At 43.5% G+C, this 23940-nt stretch carries 21 protein-coding genes and 1 tRNA gene; 17 read left to right on the top strand and 5 right to left on the bottom strand.

The features are described from left to right. Positions 1 to 95: 95 nt before the first annotated feature. On the bottom strand, positions 96 to 764 hold the full coding sequence (locus ACT3S4_RS00265; RefSeq protein ID WP_444760152.1) for a carbonic anhydrase: 669 nt from the start codon (positions 762 to 764) through the stop codon (positions 96 to 98). A 138-nt stretch (positions 765 to 902) separates the two neighbouring features. Here ACT3S4_RS00265 and cynR point away from each other — a divergent pair, with 138 nt between their 5' ends. Together cynR and ACT3S4_RS00255 are read left to right on the top strand one after the other, a co-directional pair. After that, positions 903 to 1811, top strand: a complete 909-nt coding sequence (gene cynR / locus ACT3S4_RS00260; protein ID WP_109590779.1) for a transcriptional regulator CynR — start codon at positions 903 to 905, stop codon at positions 1809 to 1811. A gap of 47 nt (positions 1812 to 1858) precedes the next feature. After that, positions 1859 to 2245, top strand: coding sequence for a DUF6122 family protein (locus tag ACT3S4_RS00255; protein WP_087816199.1), 387 nt, complete (start codon positions 1859 to 1861; stop codon positions 2243 to 2245). Positions 2246 to 2457: 212 nt separating this feature from the next. On the opposite strand, the gene ACT3S4_RS00250 is transcribed toward ACT3S4_RS00255, so the two are convergent. Further along, a complete protein-coding gene (locus ACT3S4_RS00250) occupies positions 2458 to 2946 on the bottom strand; it encodes an META domain-containing protein (RefSeq protein WP_087816197.1) in 489 nt (162 codons plus the stop codon). 198 nt (positions 2947 to 3144) lie between these two features. After that, a complete protein-coding gene (locus ACT3S4_RS00245) occupies positions 3145 to 3594 on the bottom strand; it encodes a PACE efflux transporter (protein ID WP_045445595.1) in 450 nt (149 codons plus the stop codon). Between the two features lie 90 nt (positions 3595 to 3684). On the opposite strand from ACT3S4_RS00245, the gene ACT3S4_RS00240 reads away from it, so the two are divergent. The 6 genes from ACT3S4_RS00240 to ACT3S4_RS00215 all read left to right on the top strand — a co-directional run bounded on the left by ACT3S4_RS00240 (position 3685) and on the right by ACT3S4_RS00215 (position 9203). Next, positions 3685 to 4563 carry a LysR family transcriptional regulator gene (locus ACT3S4_RS00240; protein ID WP_087816195.1) on the top strand — a complete coding sequence of 293 codons (879 nt, stop codon included), beginning with the start codon at positions 3685 to 3687 and terminating at the stop codon, positions 4561 to 4563. A gap of 643 nt (positions 4564 to 5206) precedes the next feature. After that, positions 5207 to 6097 carry a hypothetical protein gene (locus ACT3S4_RS00235; protein ID WP_109590777.1) on the top strand — a complete coding sequence of 297 codons (891 nt, stop codon included), beginning with the start codon at positions 5207 to 5209 and terminating at the stop codon, positions 6095 to 6097. 24 nt (positions 6098 to 6121) lie between these two features. Then, entirely contained in the window at positions 6122 to 6706 is a 585-nt protein-coding gene (locus ACT3S4_RS00230) for an alpha/beta hydrolase (RefSeq protein WP_109590775.1), read from the top strand. 237 nt (positions 6707 to 6943) lie between these two features. Next, positions 6944 to 7585, top strand: coding sequence for a hypothetical protein (locus tag ACT3S4_RS00225; protein WP_109590773.1), 642 nt, complete (start codon positions 6944 to 6946; stop codon positions 7583 to 7585). A 74-nt stretch (positions 7586 to 7659) separates the two neighbouring features. Then, positions 7660 to 8373 carry a hypothetical protein gene (locus tag ACT3S4_RS00220; RefSeq protein ID WP_087816186.1) on the top strand — a complete coding sequence of 238 codons (714 nt, stop codon included), beginning with the start codon at positions 7660 to 7662 and terminating at the stop codon, positions 8371 to 8373. A 95-nt stretch (positions 8374 to 8468) separates the two neighbouring features. After that, positions 8469 to 9203: a DarT1-associated NADAR antitoxin family protein gene (locus tag ACT3S4_RS00215; protein WP_407691873.1), complete on the top strand. Its 735-nt coding sequence runs from the start codon at positions 8469 to 8471 to the stop codon at positions 9201 to 9203. 431 nt (positions 9204 to 9634) lie between these two features. Here ACT3S4_RS00215 and ACT3S4_RS00210 read toward each other — a convergent pair. Next, positions 9635 to 9709: transfer RNA gene (locus tag ACT3S4_RS00210), tRNA-Gly, on the bottom strand. A gap of 261 nt (positions 9710 to 9970) precedes the next feature. Here ACT3S4_RS00210 and ACT3S4_RS00205 point away from each other — a divergent pair. The 3 genes from ACT3S4_RS00205 to ACT3S4_RS00195 all read left to right on the top strand — a co-directional run bounded on the left by ACT3S4_RS00205 (position 9971) and on the right by ACT3S4_RS00195 (position 14149). After that, positions 9971 to 11641, top strand: coding sequence for an alpha-keto acid decarboxylase family protein (locus ACT3S4_RS00205; RefSeq protein ID WP_087814204.1), 1671 nt, complete (start codon positions 9971 to 9973; stop codon positions 11639 to 11641). A 183-nt stretch (positions 11642 to 11824) separates the two neighbouring features. Then, a complete protein-coding gene (locus ACT3S4_RS00200; RefSeq protein ID WP_227676080.1) occupies positions 11825 to 12160 on the top strand; it encodes a GlpM family protein in 336 nt (111 codons plus the stop codon). A gap of 213 nt (positions 12161 to 12373) precedes the next feature. Then, on the top strand, positions 12374 to 14149 hold the full coding sequence (locus tag ACT3S4_RS00195) for a potassium/proton antiporter (protein ID WP_087814202.1): 1776 nt from the start codon (positions 12374 to 12376) through the stop codon (positions 14147 to 14149). 40 nt (positions 14150 to 14189) lie between these two features. Here ACT3S4_RS00195 and ACT3S4_RS00190 read toward each other — a convergent pair whose 3' ends face one another. Further along, entirely contained in the window at positions 14190 to 15089 is a 900-nt protein-coding gene (locus ACT3S4_RS00190) for a LysR family transcriptional regulator (RefSeq protein ID WP_087814201.1), read from the bottom strand. A 233-nt stretch (positions 15090 to 15322) separates the two neighbouring features. Here ACT3S4_RS00190 and speB point away from each other — a divergent pair, with 233 nt between their 5' ends. From speB to ACT3S4_RS00160, 6 genes are all read left to right on the top strand, one after another. Continuing rightward, entirely contained in the window at positions 15323 to 16291 is a 969-nt protein-coding gene (speB, locus tag ACT3S4_RS00185) for an agmatinase (RefSeq protein ID WP_055125012.1), read from the top strand. Positions 16292 to 16415: 124 nt separating this feature from the next. After that, positions 16416 to 18140, top strand: a complete 1725-nt coding sequence (locus ACT3S4_RS00180) for a 5-guanidino-2-oxopentanoate decarboxylase (protein WP_087814200.1) — start codon at positions 16416 to 16418, stop codon at positions 18138 to 18140. Between the two features lie 50 nt (positions 18141 to 18190). Beyond that, positions 18191 to 20002: a D-lactate dehydrogenase gene (gene dld / locus ACT3S4_RS00175; RefSeq protein ID WP_087814199.1), complete on the top strand. Its 1812-nt coding sequence runs from the start codon at positions 18191 to 18193 to the stop codon at positions 20000 to 20002. Next, positions 19983 to 21389: a YjiH family protein gene (locus ACT3S4_RS00170; protein ID WP_060491314.1), complete on the top strand. Its 1407-nt coding sequence runs from the start codon at positions 19983 to 19985 to the stop codon at positions 21387 to 21389. The genes dld and ACT3S4_RS00170 overlap by 20 nt, the downstream gene beginning before the upstream one ends. Before the next feature lie 169 nt (positions 21390 to 21558). Beyond that, a complete protein-coding gene (locus tag ACT3S4_RS00165) occupies positions 21559 to 23094 on the top strand; it encodes an aldehyde dehydrogenase family protein (protein WP_227676079.1) in 1536 nt (511 codons plus the stop codon). Between the two features lie 185 nt (positions 23095 to 23279). Beyond that, the gene (locus ACT3S4_RS00160; protein WP_087814198.1) at positions 23280 to 23891 is read left to right on the top strand and encodes a TetR/AcrR family transcriptional regulator; all 612 of its coding nucleotides are present in this window, start codon (positions 23280 to 23282) and stop codon (positions 23889 to 23891) included. Positions 23892 to 23940: the final 49 nt, after the last annotated feature.

The following is a 23940-nucleotide window of genomic DNA, read 5'->3' as shown; positions in this document are numbered from 1 at the left end:
TGGTGGTGGTTATTGGGTTAATGATGCTTATGAATCATTTGGGTTAATTAATTTTCTGATTATGCATAGTCATTAATAATGACAGTTATATAACGCTAAACGGCGACTGCCAGTGGCGATATCGGATAAGCGCGAACCTCAGTGTGCGTTGCCAATGAGACAAATTCATTGGTCACGCCATCTAAGGCATCGATATCACCGGACTCGATATCGTAAACCCAGCCATGTAGTGCCAAACGATTTTCTCTTAGCGCCAAACGTATAGACGGATGGGTTTTGATATTTTCGATTTGGGCGATGACATTTTCACGAACCATAGAGGCGACCCGCTCGCTATCACTGGCGTGTTCACGGGCTTCATTGACCACCCGTGCTGAGTCAGCGTAGCGTAGCCAGCTGCCTACCGCTGGCATATGATCCATGCAGGTGCAGGTGCAGTTGGCAATTGCAGTCATCGCGCCGCAGTTTGAGTGCCCGCAAATCACCACATCCGTGACTTTCAAAGCGGTAACAGCATACTCAACTGACGCCGATACACCGCCAGGCTCAGGAACATAAGATGGGACGATATTGCCCGCATTGCGAATCACAAACAGACCACCGGGTTCTTTTTGAGTAACGAGCTCAGGTACTAAGCGGCTGTCTGAACAAGAAATAAACAGCGTGCGCGGGTTTTGTTTGGTCGCCAAATTTTTGAATAAATCGGCGCGCTTAGGATAGGCGTCACTGTGAAATTTTAGAAAACCTTCAATAATATCTTTCATCGCGGTGGTCTCTTTGTAGTTGATGAAAGGAATGATACGCCGCTATCGTTATAAGGTAAAATACTAGTATATTATGATGTCGATAATAATTACTTATGACCAAACCTTGATCAATCCCTAATCCACACGAGATGACCCATGATTCTTCGGCACATTAAGTATTTCTTGGCAGTGGCAGAGTACCAAAGCTTTACCCAAGCAGCAGCGTCTTTGTACGTCTCACAGCCAGCGTTATCACAGCAGATTAAGCAGTTGGAAGAAGGTCTATGCGCGACTTTATTTGATCGCTCTGGTCGCCGTGTCACATTGACTGATGCCGGTGACGTCTATGCGCGCTATGCCCATAGAGCCTTGCAGGATTTGGAGGAAGGACGGCGCGCCATTCACGATGTGCAGGATCTCAGTCGCGGTGCGTTGCGGATTGCGATTACGCCTACTTTTACCACGTATTTGCTTGGACCTTTAATCAAAGCGTTTCATACTCGTTATCCGAGCCTTACGCTAAGCGTGCAGGAGATGTCACAGGAGCAGATGGAAAAGCAAATACTCGATGATGAGTTTGATGTGGGTATTGCTTTTGAAAATGTGCAGTCTGCCGATATCGATACACAAATCTTGCTGATAGAGACGCTTGCACTGGTTGTTAGTAAACATCACCCTCTTGCTAAGCAAATGGCGATTGACTTGCCAACGCTAAACGCGCAGTCACTGGTATTGCTGAGCCGCGAATTTGCCACGCGCGAACAGATTGAGCATTATTGTCGCCAGCATGACATTGCGCCAAACGTACTGATGGAGGCAAACTCGCTAAGCGCAGTGATCGAAATGGTTCGCCATACCCAACTGACCACCTTATTACCGTCCAACATCGCTCATAATTATGATGAGCTGGTGGCGATTACCTTAGCGCCGTCTTTGCTCCAGCGTACAGCGGTATTACTACAACGAAAAGGCGCGTATCAGAGCGCTGCTACCAATGCATTTGTTGCGTTGGCACATGAGGTCTGTTCGAACACGGTTGAATCCAATGCACTGTTTTTCAAATAGAATAAACTTAGAAAACGAACGGTCACGATGAGATAGGCAAAAGGCCAATGATGCAAACCTTAATTCACTACTTTTTTCACTTCGGCATGCCTTTAGTCGTCGCTTATGTGTTTTTTCGCAATGATTATAAAAGGGTTTATCTGATACTGCTCGCCACTATGTTGGTTGATTTGGATCATCTGCTAGCAACGCCTATCTTCTCGCCCAATCGCTGTAGTATTAACTTTCACCCGCTGCACAGTTACTATGAAATGATAGTATATGTGGCTATGTTAGTGCTGCCTAAGCCATATAGAGTCATAGGTTTGGGCTTACTGTTGCATATGCTGACGGATCTGAATGACTGTGTTATGACGTATACCCAAATCCCTCAAGCGTTGGATGATGCGCCAGCTCGTGAGCTGGTCATATGGCTAGCAAATAGGTTTAAGTAGTATTTTTAACTTTCCATCGCATGCTCATTAATTCCGTATTTATTATAGGAACCTTATATTTTCTAAAGAATCGGATTATTTACTGAGGATTTAGTTCTGCACTAGGCCTAAATTCAGTATTCAGACAATAAATATAGACAAAAAAAGCCTCACTTATTAATAAGTGAGGCTTTTTTATTGAGTGGCTAGTTTAGCACTCTATATGGCAATGATTATTTGGCAACCGCTTTAAAATTCGCTACTTGGTTTGCATTGGTAATGGTCAAGACAGGCACGTTATTGGCGTTTTTGCTCATGCTATATTTACCATTTACGGTTGCTAGCGCAGCGCTATCAAAGCTTGCTTGTGGGGCAGGGCAAGCCATTCTTGTGCTTCTTACTGGACCCAATGTTACCTCGCCATTTGCTACCTTATATTCAGCACTCATATTGTTACAAGTATTCATCAAAGTAACGATATTGCTCCCATTCGCCGTCACAAAATCGAGGGTTAATGGTTCGGCTGGATTAAAGAATAATGGAGTAATGGTCTCGCCCTTGGTGTTTTTGGCATCCACGAGTTGCCAATGATAGGCTTGCAAGGCATCCAAGGTAATAGGCTGGGTAACGGGTGCACTTGGCGTAGATGTGGTTTGACAACCTGCTGCCAATGTTCCCACTGCTAAAACGCTTACCATCATTACCTTGGTCATATTTTTCATATAAAGTCCTTTATTGCTTCAATTATTATATAGAGACATTTATCTCAAAATTATTGTGCTCGCTGCCCCAATAACTGACATGAGACGCTAGCAGATGCAGGCATTATTACAAAGTAATGATAGCGATACAAGCGCCAGTAACCATTCAAATACCAAGTTGTTTTTATGTTGATAAATCTTTAGCACGGCTCATTGCTATTAGGCGACCACGTCATTACGTTGAGATAGCAGATGGTTTGCTGGAATAGGAAACACATTGTCATAAATCCAGTTATAAACAAAAGCATGTACCAAGTAAAAAGTAGCCATTGTAATATCCATGAGAAAGGCTTGCCAAAGGCTGATGCCTAAGTGCCACGCAATTATTGGTAGGAATAATAACAGCAAACCACCTTCAAATAAAAAGGCATGCAACATCCGTAGTGGAACCGTCTTATGTACATTGCCACGTAGCTTCAGCATACTGTGGTCAAATAACAGGTTATAAAAATAGTTCCACAACGTCGCGATAATCGAAGCAGCCACGGCGATAAGACCTATCGACTGAATATCAAAGCCAAATAACCAGCTTGCCAACGGTACAAATATAATTAAACCTATTATCTCAAAACCCAAAGTATGACGAATACGATCTTTCACGGTGCGCATGAAGCTTCCTAGTTGAATCAGTTATTTTCGCGCCTATTGTATCTGTTAAACTATTATAACCAAGTTAGAACCTATAGGATTTTTAGATAGATGAGCCTTTCATTAGAGCAATTGCAAGCCTTTGTCGCCACGGTAGAGACCGGTTCTTTCTCAGCCGCCGCCCGTTATCTAGGCAAGGCGCAGTCTGCTATTAGCACGGCGGTGTCAAATTTAGAAATTGATTTGGACAACAGCTTATTTGTCCGCAGTGGACGCTATCCAGTCCTAACGCCAGCTGGAGAGCGCTTACTGGTAGAGGCGCGAGTGATACTAGAGCGTTGTGAGCATTTTCGCGGGGTGGCCAAAAGTCTGGGCGAAGGAGTAGAGAGCCGATTGGTACTGGCGGTTGATGAGCTGTATCCCGAAGCAACGTTGGGCGGCTTGATGGAAGAGTTTTCACGCCGATTTCCTAGTGTGGAGCTGGAACTATTGTTTCCGCTGATGGAAGATGTCAGCCGCTTGGTGTTAGAAGATCGCGCCGATTTAGGCATTATGTGGCGTCAAGAGATACTACCTTCAGCGCTGAATTTTCATGGGCTTGGTTGGGTGTCGATGAAAATGGTGTGCGCGCCGAACCATGAGCTAGCTCGTCAGCCAGTGGGATGGGAGGAGTTGAAACGCTATCGGCAATTGATGGTGGCAACACGTAACCATAGCGAAGAAAAAGCACGGTTGCGAATAGCATCTGATGTCTGGTGGGTTGAGAGCCAGTGGGTTATCGTTGAGCTGGTACAGCGCAATCTAGGCTGGGCATTCGTGCCTGAACATGTGGTAGCCAGTGCCTTGGATAATGGTTTTTTAGTCGAGCCAATATTGGACTTTAACGATCATGATTGGCCAGTGGCTTTAGAAATTGTATGGCACAAGCAGCGTCCTCTAGGTAAAGCAGCTGCTTGGTTGAAGTCGGCTGCGATTGCGCTAAATAAGTGATATTGAGCAGTCAATAATAGTGAGTTTTAAAGGGTCGTCTATTTATTGCAGGTGCACTATCTATAAAATTTATAGTCTCGCCTATAAGCTTGAGTAGGTTATAAATTTAGACGGTTTTTAATATAAGCGCTTTAGTGGTCAAGTTATACTATGCTTCAATCCAAATTATGTTTTCAACTGAAATATGCGATACAGCTGAGCGACAGCAGTTGTCGCCCGCTTTAATTAGACGCTTTATTTTTCTCAATTTTTATATTATAGTTACTGAGTTAGGACGTAATTCAGTCAGGAAAACAGCAACATAGAGTTAACCCTCGAGGCGCAACGCTTCACCCTATAACTTCGCTATTGCTGTTAACTATCAATACTCTGGCTGGCATTAATCATTATTTTTCTAATCAACTAAACCCAAGCTACTCATAAATCATAGCTGTCATATCAATGATGGCACAGATTTCATATTGTTAAAAATAAGTTTAAATAACTTCTAAAGTCATCATTGACAAATTCACTTTACTTTTTAACGTTGCTCTAAAAGCGGCGGACAAGCTCGGCTGACTTAAATTTGTTCTGAGAATCAAAAAAATTAAAAATACTACAAGCTACTGATATTCAAAATAAATTAAAAAATAAGGACAGTACTATGACAAACACAACTAACACTTTTGAGCAAAAACGTATCAATAATTTAAATTGGTCAAGTGGATCAAAACTGCCTAAATCCATTCAAGATAAGGTACAAACTAAATCAAAGATACCGTTATTTTATCTGCATAATGAGTCTATCAATAACTATGAAGATGATATCTACTTTGTGAATAATAGTGATGAGACATTGAGCTTTGTTGCTCCCTATGAGCTGATGAAGAGAGATTTAGATTATCCTGAGGTAGTGGTTGCTGCCGAACCAAGTGAACGTGACATATCCCTCACTTATACTGATGTATTGCCCAAGCAAGGCGTGAGAATTGATCGTCAACATATCATCTATGATAGTGATTATCTCAATCAGATTATTGTCTATACCATGAGTCGTGCTAGCAAGGAGATGTGGGGAATATGGCGTTTGAATGTGTGTGAAAAAGGCATGTTTTCGTCATCGTACCCATTGCTCTGGGAGGAGGGTATGAAACCCTCACACGTTGTAAGTGCCGATAAACTGAATGATCCCAAAGATCGTCCTATTTTGCCTTGTGTATTGCCCATACGTCAGCAGTTATACCAAGAGTGGGTCAATCATTATGATAAGGCGAGTGCAAGCTTAATGAGGTCTATCACCGATATGATCTATCGTTATGACTTTGGTATTGTGGGATGTTATTACAATGATACTTGGGATGAGTACAGCAGTGAGGCAGAGCAAATCGCTAATCGTCTGATTCAAGGTGATGCCGATAGCGTAGATGAGGTTCTCGCGATGATGATTGCGGTCTATGACGTGTCATTTGGTGCTGGATATACGAGGATTCCTATGGATGTCGCTGAGCGCATTTATGGTCTATGGTTGAATTATAAAAGTAATGCTAATAAATAAAAAAATCCTTAAAAGGAGAGCACTATGATGTTTCCCATTGAAAATAATGACACATTTTTACTATTCTTTCACGGTCTTGATTCAAGCAATGAAACCACTAAATATACTTGTATTAGCCGTGAGCCCAAAACCTGCCAAACCGTCAATTATCGAGATAATTTCAACGAGATTTTCGATATTTATGAGGCGTTAATTTTAGAAAAAATGAAGCAGTATCCGCGAGTCGTCTTGGCAGGGCATTCACTTGGTGGCTGGTTTGCCAATCATTTCGCCCACAAATACAATTTGCGTGCGCTATTAATAGCGCCTTGCATTTATCCCAGTGAGGTTTTAGCCGATCGCATACCAGACGTGGCTGATATGAAACTGTCATTTCCGACCTCGAATACTGAGATGATAAGAGTCATGGTTGAGGTTGATGATGAATGCTTAGATGTGGCCATCGCTAGACGAACGCTGGTGAACTTGCCTGAGAGCTGGGAAGTAGAGTATTTTGAACGTGGTCATCACCGTATCGCCCGTAGCGAAGATATTTGGTATCACTTGGTACATCTGTGCGAAGACCCCATTGTCTGGATGGATGACGCGACATATCATGGTGAAGATTAAATACCATCAGCCTTGCAGTAAGGCCTTATTAATTACTATTATAAAGAACTAAAAACTATCGTGGGTTTAACGGTTTGCCAAGTTCTTCAATAATCACTTAGCAAACATTGCAACTTCCAGCACGATATAAAACCACTCTGGTAAAGCGCATGAGCCTGTACTCCGGCAAGGTTACCCATGCCTGATTCGATGAGCCTATATAAGCTTATTCTTATTGTCGGAGTTCAGGAGTCACCGATGTCTCATATCAATAGCCAAAATCTCACGCCTTCCAAATATACTCATCGTTATACGCCGCGGCATCCTTTGGCAAAAGAGGCGGTTAGCCAAATAGAGAAATGTGAACGACGTTCGCAAGATATTGTCCAAGCCATGGGTTATCCGCCAAAACACATCATATCTGCCTGTGATCGTCTGCGTCATGTATTGTCTAGCGACATACTAGGACTTAATGCGACAGATATTGATAGCTACTTTACTGCTCATGAATTCTTAAAAGCACTATTATCCGTGCTCGATATAAAATACGACACCTTTGCAGAGGATATTGCGCAAATCCAATATGACTTGGCGCATTATCCTTATCCGCTACCGCAATATCAATTGCGAGCGGTCATCGACTTTACATGGAGTGAGGGCGCTAACTGGATGTCGCGCGGCGTGGCTAGCAGTAAGGCTGTTGCGTATTTACCGCAAAATATTGCCAAAATGAATGCGGCAAAACGTGAGTTGGTGATTCAACAATGTCTGGCTGCGCATTATGCAGAATATAACGGTCACTTGCCGTATAATGGTGTGATTAACGGTTATCAACTTATCATTGAACAGCGTCATGAGATGGTTGATAGCATCGAGTATGATCTGCCGCAGTGTGAGTAGGATGTGATACATCACTCATCAATTGGTAGCATTAACATTTAACACAGCATACCCAAATAAAAAGGCCGTCCCCAATGACCGATACTAATCCTTATAACCCGTATAATTTTTTACCTTTACAGTCGACTGGTAGAAACGAGACCGATACTGCCAACACTTATGCGCCTGAAGACATGATTAAAATATATGAGCAGCAGTTTCTTATTCCAGTACCTGAAGAAAAGCTGACCGAGTTTTTACCCGCGCTAAAGAGTTTTTATGATATTGACAATCATACGTTAGACGTCAGCGCCATTATTTTTGACGCAATCGCAGACGCCTCTATCATTTACAATCATAAGGTCAAAACAGGACGCTATGAAATTCTAGGGGAGTTGGTAAAAGAAGCGATTGAATATGATGAAGACAATAAAAACGACAAAGATGCAGAAGACAAAGACATTCAAGCCTATACACTAGAATGTAAGCGTACTTTTTTCATTAATGAGGTAGAGATACCTTATCATTTCAACTTGTTTATTTATGGTGACGGCTATTCTACTTTGACCAAAAAAGAAACCGTGCTAGAAAAAATGTACTGGTTCGTTAGAGGAAGATTTGAAGAAAATCTATTAGACGACACTGAAGATAATGACAGTTTAGACTCGATCAATGAGCAGCTAGCCAGTTTGGGTATTCGGGAAATGGATTTGACAACCATAGACGAAGTAATAAGCTATGTGGAAGACAGTATCATAGATGATGCCATGGTAGAGGCGCTTAACAAGTTATTAGATGCTGCTGAGTAGGTAGCTATCCGTAAAATTGATGTCAGGACAACACGTTTTAACGTCAATTTTTATAAGAGCCGTTGTAAAAGACTATTGATATAAGGCACATTGCTATGCAACAAACACAGAATTCTGTGGATCAAAGACAAGATATTGTAGAACACAGACCCGTATTTATGCCGAGAACCAACAGTGACAATCTGGTAAAAACAGACATGGTTAGGTTTGAGCGGCATGTGGGGTTTGCCAGTCGCCAAAAGAAAAAATCCATCAATGATATGCATCAAGTCATTCGCAAAAAGTATGGCTTTAGTCATGTCCTTGAGCTATCGAGCAAGTCTGGCAATAAATTGAGTTTTCCGCTGAGTCCATTGAGCTTGAAGCTAACAAATGAACAAGATGGGCAGCAGTACAGTGTCGAAAATGCCTTTCAAAGCAGTATGGTTTTTGAGGATGGTGGTCCCTATACTGACTTGTTAAGTGCGCCGCCAAGACAAGCCAGAAAGGACGAGCGCTTAATGACCTCGGGTGAACTGATTGGCTATAATTATTTTGGTATGGAGTGGAGCGTAGAGCCATTGACCACATTTTATGATTGGCTCTATGTGAATGCCCTAAAGCAAAACCCGCATTTGCATGAAGAAGTTATGCAATATCAAGCCTTTACGGATCGTGAGTTTAATCCTAAAAAGTCTATCCATTGTGCGGCTTATGCACTGGCGATGTTTGTGGCGCTCAATAAACGCGAGTTGCTCGATAATATTGAAGACCCCGCAGTATTTTTTAATTTATATCATGAATTCAAAATAAGTAATACTGAGCAGCTTTTGGAAGCGGGTTGGGTTTGATCGTTAGAGCGGTAATTTATGTAGTAAAAATTATCAAGATAAACTTATGCTAACCAAGTGACTTTATGATATATGAGAATAGCCAAGCTTGTCTTGGCTTTTTCATGCCTAAAAAATCAAGCACCTTAGTCTGGTTGATTTTAGCATTATATATTTCAATAGGACACTTATTACTCTTAATTATGTAGATGTGATATAAACTTACGAATACTAGGGCATGTCCGCATTTTAAAAGTGGCGATAATATTGAGATATTAGTCAGCTATTTGACGCCGTTTGGCAAGATTTAGCCATTTTTAACCCATTTATATAACTATCGATTGAATTGAGGACACGCCCTAAGTATGACTGTAATTCTGGAAAACTAGACAAAAAAAATCCCCACTTCTTATTTAAGGAGTGAGAATTTTAGTGCTTTTTTAAGCCATATTTGGAGCGGGAAAAGAGATTCGAACTCTCGACCCCAACCTTGGCAAGGTTATGCTCTACCACTGAGCTATTCCCGCTAATTATCAATTAACTATCGTCAGTTGATGAAGGCGTATTATACGCAGTTTTTTGAACGTGTCAACAGTTAGTATGAAAAAAAGTAAAAGATAGTAAATTGGCATATTATCCTAGCCTTCATCTGTGATATAACAGATTGTTGTAATCTATATTCCAAAAGCTTTGCTTTCTATAAATAGGCTGGAATACAGTTTTATAATGACTTTAACCATATTAATCATTTTCATGATTTATAAAGATAACACTTAAGGATAAGTACTATGAGTCAACAATATACCATCGCTGATTATTTGTTTGATCGTGTCGCAGAAGCAGGCGCGTCAGAGATATTTGGCGTACCTGGTGATTTCAACTTAACTTTTTTAGATAATATTATTGCCTCTGATAAGCTGCGCTGGGTGGGTAACACCAATGAGTTAAATGCAGGTTACGCAGCTGACGGCTATGCACGTGAGCGCGGCTTTGCGGCGATGGTGACGACCTTTGGGGTGGGAGAATTGTCAGCGATTAACGCGACCGCAGGCTCTTTTGCTGAGTATGCACCAGTGCTACATATCGTAGGCGCGCCAAGTACGGCTTTACAAGATTCAAAGCGCCGCATCCATCACTCACTTGGTGACGGCGTGTTCAATCATTTTATTAAGATGGTAGAGCCGGTCACGGTAGCACGAGCGCAGCTTACCCCTGAAAATGCTGCCTCAGAAATCGACCGTGTGATTCGCTTAATTCTTAAAAAACATCGTCCAGGCTATCTGTTACTATCGCCTGACGTTGCTCGTCAACCTATTTATCCACCGACTACAAAGCTTGTTGATAGCCAAGAAGACATCACCAGTCAAGCAGCATTGGCAGATTTTAAACAAGCGCTCATAGAGTTTCTGCCAAACAAAACCACGACGCTGATGGCAGATTTGATGGTGCATCGTTTGGGACTACAGCCGCAGCTTAAGGCATTGATTGCCGATACGGATATTCCCTATACGACGTTATCATGGGGCAAAACTTTGCTTGACGAAAATAGTGAACGTTGGGCAGGGACTTATGCTGGCGTGGCATCACGTCCCGTGGTCAAGGATGCAGTCGAAAACTGTGAGTGCTTAATAAAAATAGGTGTGCAATATACCGATACTACGACGGCAGGTTTTAGCCAAGATATTGATGAAAGTACAGTGGTTGATTTGCATTATGAGCGCGCGAGCATTGCTGGCAAAAACTTTGCGCCCATTGCCCTAAAAGACGCCCTAAAAACGCTACATGAAGTCTTGACCTCAGATATTAATATTGTGCCAAAGCCGTTCTGTAAAGAAGTCAAGCCGCATGAGCAGCAGGGTAAGGACAGCGAGGCTATTTTTCAAGATGATCTATGGCATATCATTGCCGATCATCTAGACCATAATAATTTGGTGTTTGCAGAACAGGGAACGGCGTATTTTGGCATCAGTGATGTGCGTTTACCAGAAGGCGTGACTTGTTATGGACAACCAATGTGGGGCTCGATTGGTTATACGTTGCCGGCAAGTTTGGGTGCGGCTATTGCATCGCCAAACAAGCGCAGTGTCTTATTGATTGGTGATGGCTCAGCATTATTGACCATTCAAGAAATCGCGGTGATGATTCAAGAGCATATCAATCCAGTGATTGTACTGATTAATAATGATGGCTATACCGTGGAGCGGGCGATTCATGGTGAAAACCAGCGCTATAATGACATTCCTAAGTGTAACTGGCAGATGATGCCAAAAGCTTTTGGTGCCACCGATGATAATAGTCTGCTGCTAAAAGCAGAAACAGCAGGCGAGTTAAAAGCGGCTCTTACGCAAGCAGCAGCTGTAAAAGACAAATTGGTTATGTTGGAGGTCATCGCTGATAAGCATGATATCCCGCCACTACTCGCCGATATCAGTGCCGCACTGAAGCCAAAAAATGATTGAGTGAGTAATAGAAAACTCGCTTCATAAAAATGAATAGCCCCATTGCTAGATGGGGCTTTTTGCACGTTTTTATCATATAGATTAATTAATCAGCTATTGCTCTTATGTCGGTTTGCAGACTTTAGTATCATGGTGGATTGGGCTATTTCCAGCCCTTATCATTCCATAGGAGATGACCCCGTCGTGATTTGGTTAAAAATGCTTATTGGTGCTCTAATGGTATTGGCGATTCAATTATTCGCGCGAACCAGATTTTTTTATTTGGCAGCACTCGCGCCACTGTTCCCCACATTTACGTTAATCAGTCACTTTATTGTGGGTACTGAGCGTAGCCCCGCTGATTTAAAAGTCGCATTAATATTTAGTATGCTCGGTGTCATACCGCATCTTATTTATACCTTTGTGGTATTTTTTAGCATCGGTTACGTCAGCTTATATAAGGCATTACTGTTCGGCGTTGTCGCTTGGACAATAGCCGCAGCGATTTTGGTCCTTACATGGCAGTACATTCAGGCTTAGTTGTGGTTAGAAAAAAACGTAAACTCTGTCAAAGGGCAATATATCAAAGGTATATATGAAATTCAGTACATATTTCTACAGATAATTTTTATAGATTCGGTCGTAGATGTTATTCTTAAGAGCGATTTTATGGTGCTACCTGTAGCAAACTAAAATTAGAATTATCGCGATAACTCCATTCATTACAATTTATAAAAATAGGGCTTAAAAAAGATGGATACCTTAAATATCATCTATCTCGTAGGGGCATTGTTAATTTTCGCCAGTATTATGGCAAGTACGTTATCGGCGCGCTTGGGCGTTCCGCTATTGCTGTTGTTTTTGATCGTAGGGATGTTGGCTGGCGAAGATGGTATTTTAGGTATCGAGTTCGCCCAATACGGGCTTGCTAATTTCGTTGGGCAGGCAGCTCTTGCTTGTATCTTGTTAGATGGTGGGCTACGCACATCTTTTAAGTCATTTCGAGTGGGTCTCAAGCCTGCTATTACCTTAGCCACTTGGGGCGTACTTGCGACGGTAATGATACTGGGTATATTCGTCACTTGGCTACTCGATGTTGATTGGCGACTTGGTTTGTTGATGGCGGCCATTGTTGGTTCAACCGATGCAGCAGCGGTGTTTTCGCTATTGCGTAATGGCGGCGTCAAACTTAACGATCGTGTACAGGCTACATTGGAGCTAGAATCGGGCGCGAACGATCCTTTGGCTATTTTGCTGGTGACAGGATTAATCGCTTTAAATGTTGATCCCGCTGGACAGACAATACTGGGCTTTTTAGGGTTGTTATTACAGCAGCTTGGCTTTGGTTTGGGCATGGGCTTACTGTTTGGTTATTTATTGGCAAGGCTATTACCAAAAATACACTTGGCAGAAGGTATGTATGCCATTTTGATCATGTCTGCTGGCTTGGCAGTCTTTGCCGCGACTAATCTGATTGGCGGCAGTGGATTTCTGGCAATTTATCTCACTGGTGTGCTAATTGGCAACCATAAAGTGCGCTCAACTGAGCATGTGATGCGGGTGATGGATAGCTTTGCGTGGTTGTCACAAGCGGTATTATTTGTGGTACTAGGGTTATTGGTGACGCCATCGCATGTGATTGATGTTTGGTATTACTCCGTCGCGATTGCAGCTTTTATGATTTTTATTGCTCGCCCTATTGCGGTCTATACCAGTGTGAAACCCTTTAAATTTAAAGACAGAGAAATCGGCTTTATTTCTTGGGTAGGTCTGCGCGGCGCGGTTCCTATTACGCTTGCCATATTACCGGTGATGGCGGGAATAGACGGCGCTTTTATGTTGTTTGATATTGCTTTTGGCGTGGTGGTTTTGTCTTTGATTTTACAAGGCACGACCATTCCTTTTATGGCAAATTTATTCAAAGTGCGTATTCCTAGTAATAAAGATCCAGAAGAAGAGCATGAGGTTTGGGTATCTGACAAAGCAAGCATTACTTTATATGAGTTTGAAGTAAAGTCAGGGGCATTTGCGATTGATCGTCATCCAATGGCCATCTCTAAGCGCATAAACCCTGATGAAATCAGTGTCTTTGCCTTGGTACGCAGGCAGCATATTATCGTTGTTGATGAAAATACCAAGCTCAAATGCGGTGATAGGGTGTGGTATGCGATGACAGGAAACCACGCCACCCAAATTGCTAAGATTTTCAACGATACGACCCTTGACCATAAAGCCATGGATGATTTTTATGGCGATTGGCTGCTATCTCCAAGCGTGAAGCTTGGAGATTTGCCGTTTTTTACTGGTATTATGGCGTCTGAGTCGCTTGTCGATAAACTCAAATCCAAATCTGAGGACAGCGCCAAAAGCATGTGGGATCAAACGGTCGCTGAATATATCAATGATAGCTTAGAGATAAAGCCAGTATCGGGTGATACGGTCGACATCAATGACGAATGGTCGTTGGTCATAAAAGAAGTGGATGATAAAGGGAAGCTTAGAACCATTGGTTTAAAGCATCTAGAGTGATTAACAGCAGGGTAGCTATGTAGCTATTTGCCGTCATTATTCACAAAAGACGTGTCATTTGACTTAAGAAATCGGCGACTTGTTTGTGTAAGTTTTCTCGATAAGCCCAATGATGCTTGACCTCGTAACTGGCCTCATTGGGCAGTAGTATTTTCATCAGTCCCATTTCTTCATAACGCTTGGCTAAATCATTAGGCAAGTAACCAACATGATGACCCGCCAGAATGAGCTGCGCAGTTGCCTCCATATGATAAGTGGTGGCACTCAAGGTTTTTGGGCGGACATGATTGATACTCAAATCGGTAATATAGCCTCGTTTTATCCATGGATAGTTTTGTTCCAAATCCTCAAAAGTTAATCCTTCTGATTCATAAAACAATCGATGCTCGCGTCCACAGCAGACCACCTGCTTCTCAATAAAGGCTGGCTGAAAAGTGAGTAGTGGCGGAAAACTGCCAAAATATCCCACACCAATATCACTCTCGTTGCTTAGCAGCTTCTTTAGCATGCTTTCAGGGCTTTGCACATCGATAGAAAAGTGGATAAGGGGATTGTCAAGATAGCTAGCAGCCAAGCATTGGCGCAAAGCATCATAAAAAAACGTCGGCATCTGGTCAATGAGACACAGTCGGATATGACCGCCACGCACCGAATCCAATTGGCGAATATAGTGTAGTTGATGCTGAAAACTGGCAACCGCTTCAGTAAAGCTCAAACAGGCTTCATAAACCGCTGCGCCATCTTCTGTCAGCTTAAAACCCGCGCGTCCGCGATGACAAAGCGTCATGCCTAAGCGATCTTCTAAATGGGTCAAATGACCACTAATGACAGAGGTCGTCACATTTAAGCGAGACTGTGCGGCTGTCACGCCCTGACACTCTACAATCGCTATAAAGCTACGCAAGGTTTTGATGTCTATTTTTATCAATTCATCTAGCATCGGTCATTATTCCTCAGTACCTATGATGTCTATCAAAATGAATCTTCTATTTATCACTTCTCTAACATCAAATTTATATCAAACTTCTGATAATAACGGTTAAATCTAAATTACTACGAAAAATAAGAAGTTTACTTCTAAATTTTACCATGGTCTGACTTTAAATATTTAGGTATTGTCAAAGCATATAAAAAATTGCCTATTTTAAACAAACTGAAACAAGGATGTGATTTATGAAATTCAATCAACCATTAAGCGGCAACGATATGCCAAGATTTGGCGGCTTTGCTTCTATGATGCGCTTGCCGACTCAAGCTGATGCAGAAGGGTTAGATGTGGCGTTTGTGGGTGTGCCTTTAGATATTGGTGCGTCAAACCGTAGCGGTGCGCGATTGGGTCCACGACAAATTCGTGATGAATCACGCATGATTCGTCCCTATAATGTCGCCACTCGTGCAGCGCCTTTTGAGTCTTTACAAGTTGCTGATATCGGCGACGTGCCTATCAATACTTTCAACTTGCTAAAAAGCATTGATATCATCGAAAAATTCTATACTGATAAAATCGTGAATCATGGTGCTATTCCATTGACGTTGGGCGGCGATCATACCATTGCCTTGCCTATCTTACGTGCGCTTGCCAAAAAACACGGCCCTGTCGGCATGGTGCATATCGATGCGCATGCAGATATCAACGATGAGATGTTTGGCGAAAAAATCGCTCATGGTACACCGTTCCGCCGTGCTGTCGAAGAGAACTTAATCGATGGTAACCGCGTGGTACAGATTGGCTTACGTGGTACAGGCTATAGCGCCGAAGAGTTTGATTGGTCAACCCAGCAAGGCTTTCGTGTGGTGCCTGCCGAGGAATGCTGGTACAAGTCGCTGACGCCATTGATGGCAGAAGTACGCGAAAAGCTCGGTGATGGCCCCGTCTATTTAAGTTTCGATATCGATGGTATTGATCCTGCGTTTGCACCGGGTACGGGCACTGCTGAAATCGGTGGCTTGACCTCAACGCAAGCGATAGAAATCATTCGCGGTATGCGCGGACTTGATGTGGTGGGTGGCGATTTAGTAGAAGTGTCACCGCCGTATGATCCATTTGGTAACACCTCAGTATTGGCGGCAAACTTGCTGTTTGAGATGCTATGTATCTTACCGGGTGTGCGCTATGACGATAAGGTAAAGGCGGTGTATTAAGAATAATTTATAATCGCAAACTGCTTTTTATCAAGCTGCTTTTTATAAGGGATTAAAGGGCAGCTTGGGTTTAACACTGAACAACTTATTTAAACGCGATTGAACTTTTTAGGATGATTAACTCATGACGCAAACGCTTCAAACATCTTCTTCAGCGCCCGCCAAGCCGTCTCTGACATGTGGTGAGCTGCTCGTACAGTGGCTAGAGTATTATGGGGTAGAGACCGTATTTGGTATTCCGGGTGTGCATACGGTCGAGCTATATCGTGGTCTACCAAACACCAACATCCGCCACGTGACGCCGCGTCATGAACAAGGCGCGGGGTTTATGGCTGATGGCTATTACCGAGCGTCTGGCAAAGTCGGGGTATGCTTTATTATCACAGGCCCCGGTATGACCAATATCATGACAGCCATGGCGCAGGCGTTGGCAGACTCTATACCGATGCTAGTGATTTCTAGTGTTAATAAAGTGGCAGATACGGGCAGCGGTGAAGGGCACTTGCATGAATTGCACGATCAGCAAGGCATGGTCAGTAAGGTTACACTCATGAGCAAAACTATTTGGCAGCCTGAATCGTTACCCAAGGTCATCGCTGAAGCGTTTGCATTATTTAATGGCGCACGTCCGGGGCCAGTGCATATCCAGTTGCCCATTGATGTGATTACCGCCGATGCCAGTCATGTTGCTAAGCCCTCTGATTATTTAAATAACTTTGTAAAAAAATCGACTGATGCACATGGTTTAACGTTACCTCAAGTAATGAGACCGCTGCCCAATCTTGCGCAATTAGATTTGATCGTTGAATCTCTAAAAGCGGCAAAAAATCCAGTGATACTTTATGGTGGTGGCTGCGTCGATGTCGATCATGACGCGCAAACCCTAGCAGAGCTTATCGATGCACCGACGTTTTTAACCATCAATGCCAAAGGTTTGCTGCCACCTAGCCACCCATTAAGTTTGGGTAGCAATCAGTCATTAGAGGCAGGTCGCGCCGTTATTGCTGAGGCTGATTGGGTATTGGCGATTGGTACTGAGCTGGGTGAGACTGATTATGATGTGTTCTTTAATGGTGAATTCAAAATCAATGGCACGCTGATTCGTATCGACTGCGATGCCCAGCAATTACAGCGTCCTTTTAGAGCCGATATCGCGGTATTGTCCGATGCGCAAATGGCTATAAGTGGGCTGTGTAGCCGTTTAGAAAACCACGCGTTAAATCATCAAGCGGCGGTACGAGTAAACGAGGCAAAACAGTTACTTATAGAAGACATGACACCAGACTTTGCTGGTCAAAATGCGCTACTTCAATTGATTCGAGATGAAGTGAAAGACGTCATCTTCGTTGGTGATTCAACGCAGCCTGTCTATAGCGGCAATCTTGGTTTTGAGGCGTTAGCCACGCGTCGATGGTTTAACTCATCGACTGGATTTGGCACGTTAGGTTATGGTTTGCCTGCTGCCATTGGTGCCATGATTGGCTCAAACAGTCCAGTGGTCAGCTTGATTGGCGACGGCGGTATTCAGTTTACGATTGCAGAACTCATCTGTGCCGCCGAGCTTGAGCTGCCATTGATTGTGCTGCTGTGGAACAACCAAGGCTATGGCGAGATTCGTCGTTATATGGAAGAGGGTGGATTGCCACTAATCGGGGTTAATATTAAGACGCCGAACTTTGAGCCATTAGCCGCAGGATTTGGCGCAGGTTATCGCAGAATCACAGCCAAACAGCAATTGCTCGATGCTTTAAAAGAAGATATCAAGGGCAAGCAACCCATCATCTATGAAGTTGATGAAGCCGATGAATTTTTGATTGAAATGGGTAAAACATTCACCTGCTTTAGCTAATGTTAATACGTCAAATATAATAAAGGCTGGTCGCTCAAGGAAGAACGTCTATGATGCCACATGCTAACCGCTCGTCTGGTCGCTTGAGCACCTCGCTGGCAAGCTTATTAACGGATTTATCCGCGATTGTTGGCGCGACCAATGTATTGACCAAACCCAGCCAGCAGCAGTCGTATACACAAGGGGCGATTGCGGCTATCACGAATGCTGTCGTGGCAGTTGTGATACCAGACTCTCTTGTGGCACTATGGCGCGTCATTAATCTCTGTGCAGCGGCTGATGTGATTATTATTGCTCAGGCTGCTAACACAGGGTTGACCGGAGGCTCGACACCGTACGGAGAGTACGATCGAGCAGTCGTCGTGATTTCTATGCAACGATTGGGCGGTGTTCATCTGCTCAATGATGCAGCAGAGCTGGTTGCCTTGCCAGCGGCTAGCCTCCAGCAGTTGGAGTCTGAGCTTGCGCCGTTAGGGCGTGAGCCGCATTCAGTACTGGGCTCAAGTTGTGTTGGTGCTTCGGTGATTGGCGGTATTTGCAACAGCTCTGGCGGTATGTTGGTGCAGCGTGGTCCGGCGTATACCGAGATGTCGCTATTTGCCAAACGTAATGCCATGGGTGAGTTTGAATTAATCAATCACTTAGGCATTGATTTAGGTGCAGGTCCAGAAGAGATGCTTAGAAACTTACAAACTGGCACGTTCAATAAAAACCCAGAGAGTGCCAACAGTAAGTCCTGTACAAACCACCATTATCAACACAAGGTGCGTGATTGCGAGGCAGACACACCTGCCAGATTTAATAATGACCCTAACGGATTATATGAAGCCTCTGGTTCAGCAGGCAAAGTCATCGTCTTTGCGGTTCGAGTCGCGACATTTGCCAAACCGACGCAAGAACAAACGTTTTATATCTCGACCAATGACGCCGATACTTTGACCACACTCAGGCAACAGTGGTTAAAAAGCGAGCTAAACCTGCCTATTTTGGCAGAATATATGCACAAAAATTACAACGATATTACCATGCGCTATGGTCGCGATACTTGTTTGAGTATGCGAAAACTACCAGCCAGTAAAATAGGAGCGTTGTATCGGTTACAAACCAAGATTGGCTACTATTTGGATAAATGGCGACTGCCTCAGACTTTACCAGATCGGATGCTACAAATGACTGGTGTTTTCATGCCGCCGTCATTACCCAATTCTTTGGCAGAGCAGGCGAGCTCCTATCGTTATCATTTAATCATTAAAGTCGCGGATGGCAATAATACGGACGATGATAATAGCAATGATAACCGCAGTCATGGTCATATTGTCGCTGCCCAAGCATTTTTACAGTCCCATATGCAGCAGCATCAAGGCGTCGTACATCTTTGTACAGCAGCAGAATCCCAAGCATTATTGGTGTTTCGTAGTGCGGCAACCGCTGCCATGTTTCGTTATCACAACCTTAACCACACAAAGTTTGGAGAGCTGTTGTCTACCGATATTGCCTTACCAAGGAATGCCGTAGATTGGGATGAAGTGCTACCTATTGACTTACAAAAGCAGGTCAGTAAAACCTTTTATTTGGGGCATTTTTTCTGTCATGTCATGCACCAAGACTATCTGCTACACCCTGAGGTAGATGCAAAAAAATTCAAGGATGAGCTGTTGGCGTTTTATGATCGACGTCGTATAGAGTACCCTGCTGAACACAACGTGGGTCATGTCTATACCGCAAAACCTGCACTACATACTTTTTATAAAAAACTAGATCCGACCAATTCGCTAAATCCAGGCATTGGTCAGACAGCAAAATGGAAAAATTGGCGATCGTCGCCCATCAAGGAGGAATTAAATGACGAATTATCTCGATAAGTCGCAGCAACCGATATTAGGAAACGATGTTGTCGATTCAGAAACGCCGCAAGGAGAGCAGTGGCGTGCGTCAATGTGGAAGTTTTTATTGTTTTCAGCACTGGGCATTGCACTATTTATTATTCCGTTTCAATGGGACGGAAAGGTTACGATTTTATTGGGTGTGTTAACGGACGCTTTGCAAGCTTTGCTGGGCGGTTCTGTCGTTTATGTGGCAATGGCAATCGTGACGACTTCCTTTCTTGGGGCGTTGGCTGTGAAGGTGTTAAAACCCAACCTGCATGAAGACTCTATGGTCAAAAAACTCTTCGATGTTGATTGGTTTTGGCTCACCGCCCGATTGCTAGGGATGGTGTTTGTCTGGATGATTTATCTGCAAGTCGGCCCTGAGTTTATTATTAATCGTAATACCGGCGGCGTCATTTTCGAAGATTTGATTCCAATTTTGATTCCTTTATTTTTCTTCGCCATTTTATCGTTACCGTTTTTGACGGATTTTGGTTTGATGGAGTTTTTGGGCACACTGGCGAGCAAAATATTTGTCAAACTGTTTAAGTTGCCAGGACGCTCAGCGGTAGATGCGATGTCCTCTTGGTTTGGCGCGGCTTCTATCGGCTTGCTAGTCACCATGCAGGAGTATGATAAAAGCTACTATAGCCAGCGTGAAGCGGCGATTATCGCGACGACTTTTTCGGTGACTTCGATCGCTTTTACTTATGTCGTCGCCAAAACCATCGGCGTGGACGATAACTTCGTTTATTTTTATCTGACCATTGCTTTAACAGGCTTTATCGCTGCGATTATTATGCCGCGTATACCGCCACTTTCCTTAAAGCCTGACACCTATCATTCTGGCAAAAGTATGCTCGATGAAGGGATTCCTGCTCAGTACACGACCTACCAATGGGCGGTCAATCGTGCTGTGACGCGCGCGCACTCAATGCCAAGTCTGGGTCAAGTGTTCAAACGTAGTGTAAAGAATCTATTCGATATCTATTTTGGGCTAATCCCCGTGATTTTCGCAATTGGTACGATTGGTCTGGGCTTAGCCGAATATACGCCTGTGTTTAAATGGTTGTCTACACCGTTGGTACCGCTGCTTGATTTGTTACAAATTCCAGAGGCAGCAGAGGCGGCTCCAGCGATGATTATGGGCTTTGCGGATATGTATTTGCCAGCCTTGGTCGGTAAAAGTATTGAGAGTGAGATGACAAGATTTATCGTTGGTGCATGTTCTATTACTCAGATTATTTATATGTCTGAAGTGGGCGCGCTGATTTTGAAATCAAACATCAAGCTTAATGTGTTAGAGCTGTTCATGATTTTTATTCTTCGTACGCTGATCAGTTTGGTTGTGATTACGTCAGTGGCGCATTTACTTTATTAGCTATGTAGCCAATATCAACCCATCCTCTAGCATAACGATAATGTGCCAAATAACCGGTTTATTCTTTAGTTAGATAAACCGATTACTTAGCCAATGATTGACAGAGACACTTATAAATACAATAGGCATAAAAACAATTATATCAAACCATATAAGGTGATTGACCATCATGGAAATGACGAATGCTAACAGTTTAACGAGAGAAAGCGCCATCCAAACGGTTCAAGATGAAGTGATGTTAAATGCAGCCTATATAGATGGCAAATGGATGACTATTGAAGCACCTGCTACCGATACTGCTGATGCTGATAGCTATGATTCGAATCATGATTCAAGTTATGATTTATATGATTCAAATTCGGGAACAATCATCGCTACCACTCGATTGTGTACCAAGGCACAGGTAGAAATGGCAGTTAATGCGGCTTCTATGGCGTATCCATCTTGGTCGCAAACCGACGTAAGCGTGCGTGCATCGTATCTCAATGCCATTGCCGAGACGATGGAGCAGCAGTTTGACAAATTGGTTGGATTGTCTGTGTTAAATAATGGTAAGCCCATTGAAGAGGCAAAAATAGACGTGAGCGATGCCATTGCTTGTTATCGCTATTATGCCAATATCATCACAGAACAAGCGACTTGGTTGGAGGTACCCACCAGCGAGTCAGGCATACGCTTGCTAAAAACGTATGCGCCTGTTGGTATTTGCGCCCTTATTGTCCCGTGGAATTTTCCAATGGTCACTACTGCTTGGAAGTTAGCCCCTGCATTGGCTGCAGGCTGTACGGTGCTATTAAAGCCCTCCGAGGTGACATTATTGCCAGAGTTGATGCTGGGCAATATATTGTCTGCTATCAAACTACCGAAAGGAGTCGTTAATATTTTACCGGGTGCAGCTGAAGTGGGCGCTGCCATGACCTGCCATCCATTAATCGACAAAATTTCTTTTACTGGTAGCAACGCCGTTGGTGAAAAGGTAATGAGCCAAGCGGCAAAAGGTATCAAGGATATTAGTTTAGAGCTGGGCGGTAAGTCAGCCATCGTCGTATGTGCAGATGCTGATATCGACCACGCTTGTGATTTAATCATCGGTGGTATATTTACCAATGCTGGTCAGATCTGTTCAGCCACCTCAAGACTGCTCGTTCATGAAAGCATTGCTCAGTCGTTGTTCGACACATTAAAAGTTAAGGCAGAAAGTTTGCAAATTGGTGATGGCTTTGACACTGACACGCAAATGGGTCCACTGGTTAGTGAGCAGCAACTCAATCAAGTAAAAAAATATTTCGACATTGCTACTGCCGAAAACCTGATTTGTCTCACAGGTGGTGAGGTCTTAAATCGACAAGGGTATTTTGCGATGCCGACGATTTATACCAATGTTCCAGTGACCAGTCAGTTATGGACAGAAGAGGTTTTTGGGCCGGTCTTAGTGAGTCAAACGTTTACCGACCATGCAGAGGCGATTGCTTTGGCCAATGATAGCCAGTTTGCTTTGGCCGCGAGCATTGTCAGCGCTGATGAAAAGGCGGCCGTAGAGATGGCGCTACAGATTCAAGCGGGTCATATCTGGATCAATGAACAGCAAATTGTACTGCCAGATTCAGGGTGGGGCGGCTTTAAGCAAAGCGGTATCGGTCGTGAGCTGGGTGTAGATGGCTTGTCTGCGTATCAAAAAAGCAAGCATGTACTATTGAGTCATTAAACGTTGGGCGCTTTCATATTTTATTTAGCCATTGAAATTGCTACCAATGGCTAAATAAGATATTTGCTTTGTAAATTAACTTTACTGGACTAAGAATGCCATTCGATATAAAATTGAGCAATCATTCAAATTTTATCGCTGTGCTTGTTTTTATATGAGATTACAGCTTTTGAGATGGAAAAACTATGTCACGTACCGCACTTTATAACCGTCAGGATGCCTTAGAACGCGCGTTACAGCTTTTTTGGCAAAAAGGCTTTCATGCTACTTCGTTAAAAGACATAGAAGAGGCGCTCGATATGCGTCCAGGAAGCATTTACGCTGCGTTTGGCAGTAAAGATGGATTATTTCAAGAAGCGTTAGACTACTATGCTCGTCTAGGTTTGAGTGAGCTTGAGCGGGTAATGGGCGCTTATCAATCACCGCTGTTGGGGTTAGCCGCTTTCGTGCGTCAGCTGGGCGGTATTCGTGATAAAGGGCTGCCGAGTCAGGCTTGCATGCTGGTCAAAAGCTTGCTGGAGCTTGGTGCTCGTGAGCAGACAGCGCTACAAAAAGTTGAAATGCTGCTGGCAGGTATGGAGCTGCGTTTTATAAATTACTTTACCGAAGCACAGCGGCTGGGTGAGCTTGATACTGAGCTCGACGCAACTAGGCTTGGACGACGACTACAGGCGGAAATCATGGGGCTGCGTGCTTTTGCGCAGCGTGATGTCGAGAGTGCAGCGGTGCAAGCGTTGGCTGAAGATATGGCGCTCTCTATAGAAGCGCTGCGTATTGATAAGCCTGTTGTCGTGTAGTGCATGTTGACTATTTGCAAATAAGCACTGCTAAAGGGTTATTGCCGAT

It is taken from the genome of Psychrobacter sp. AOP30-A2-5 (assembly GCF_052378115.1).
Taxonomy (GTDB): Bacteria; Pseudomonadota; Gammaproteobacteria; order Pseudomonadales; family Moraxellaceae; genus Psychrobacter.
Note: the sequence above shows the minus strand (reverse complement) of the source record. Positions and strands in the feature narration are given on the sequence as shown.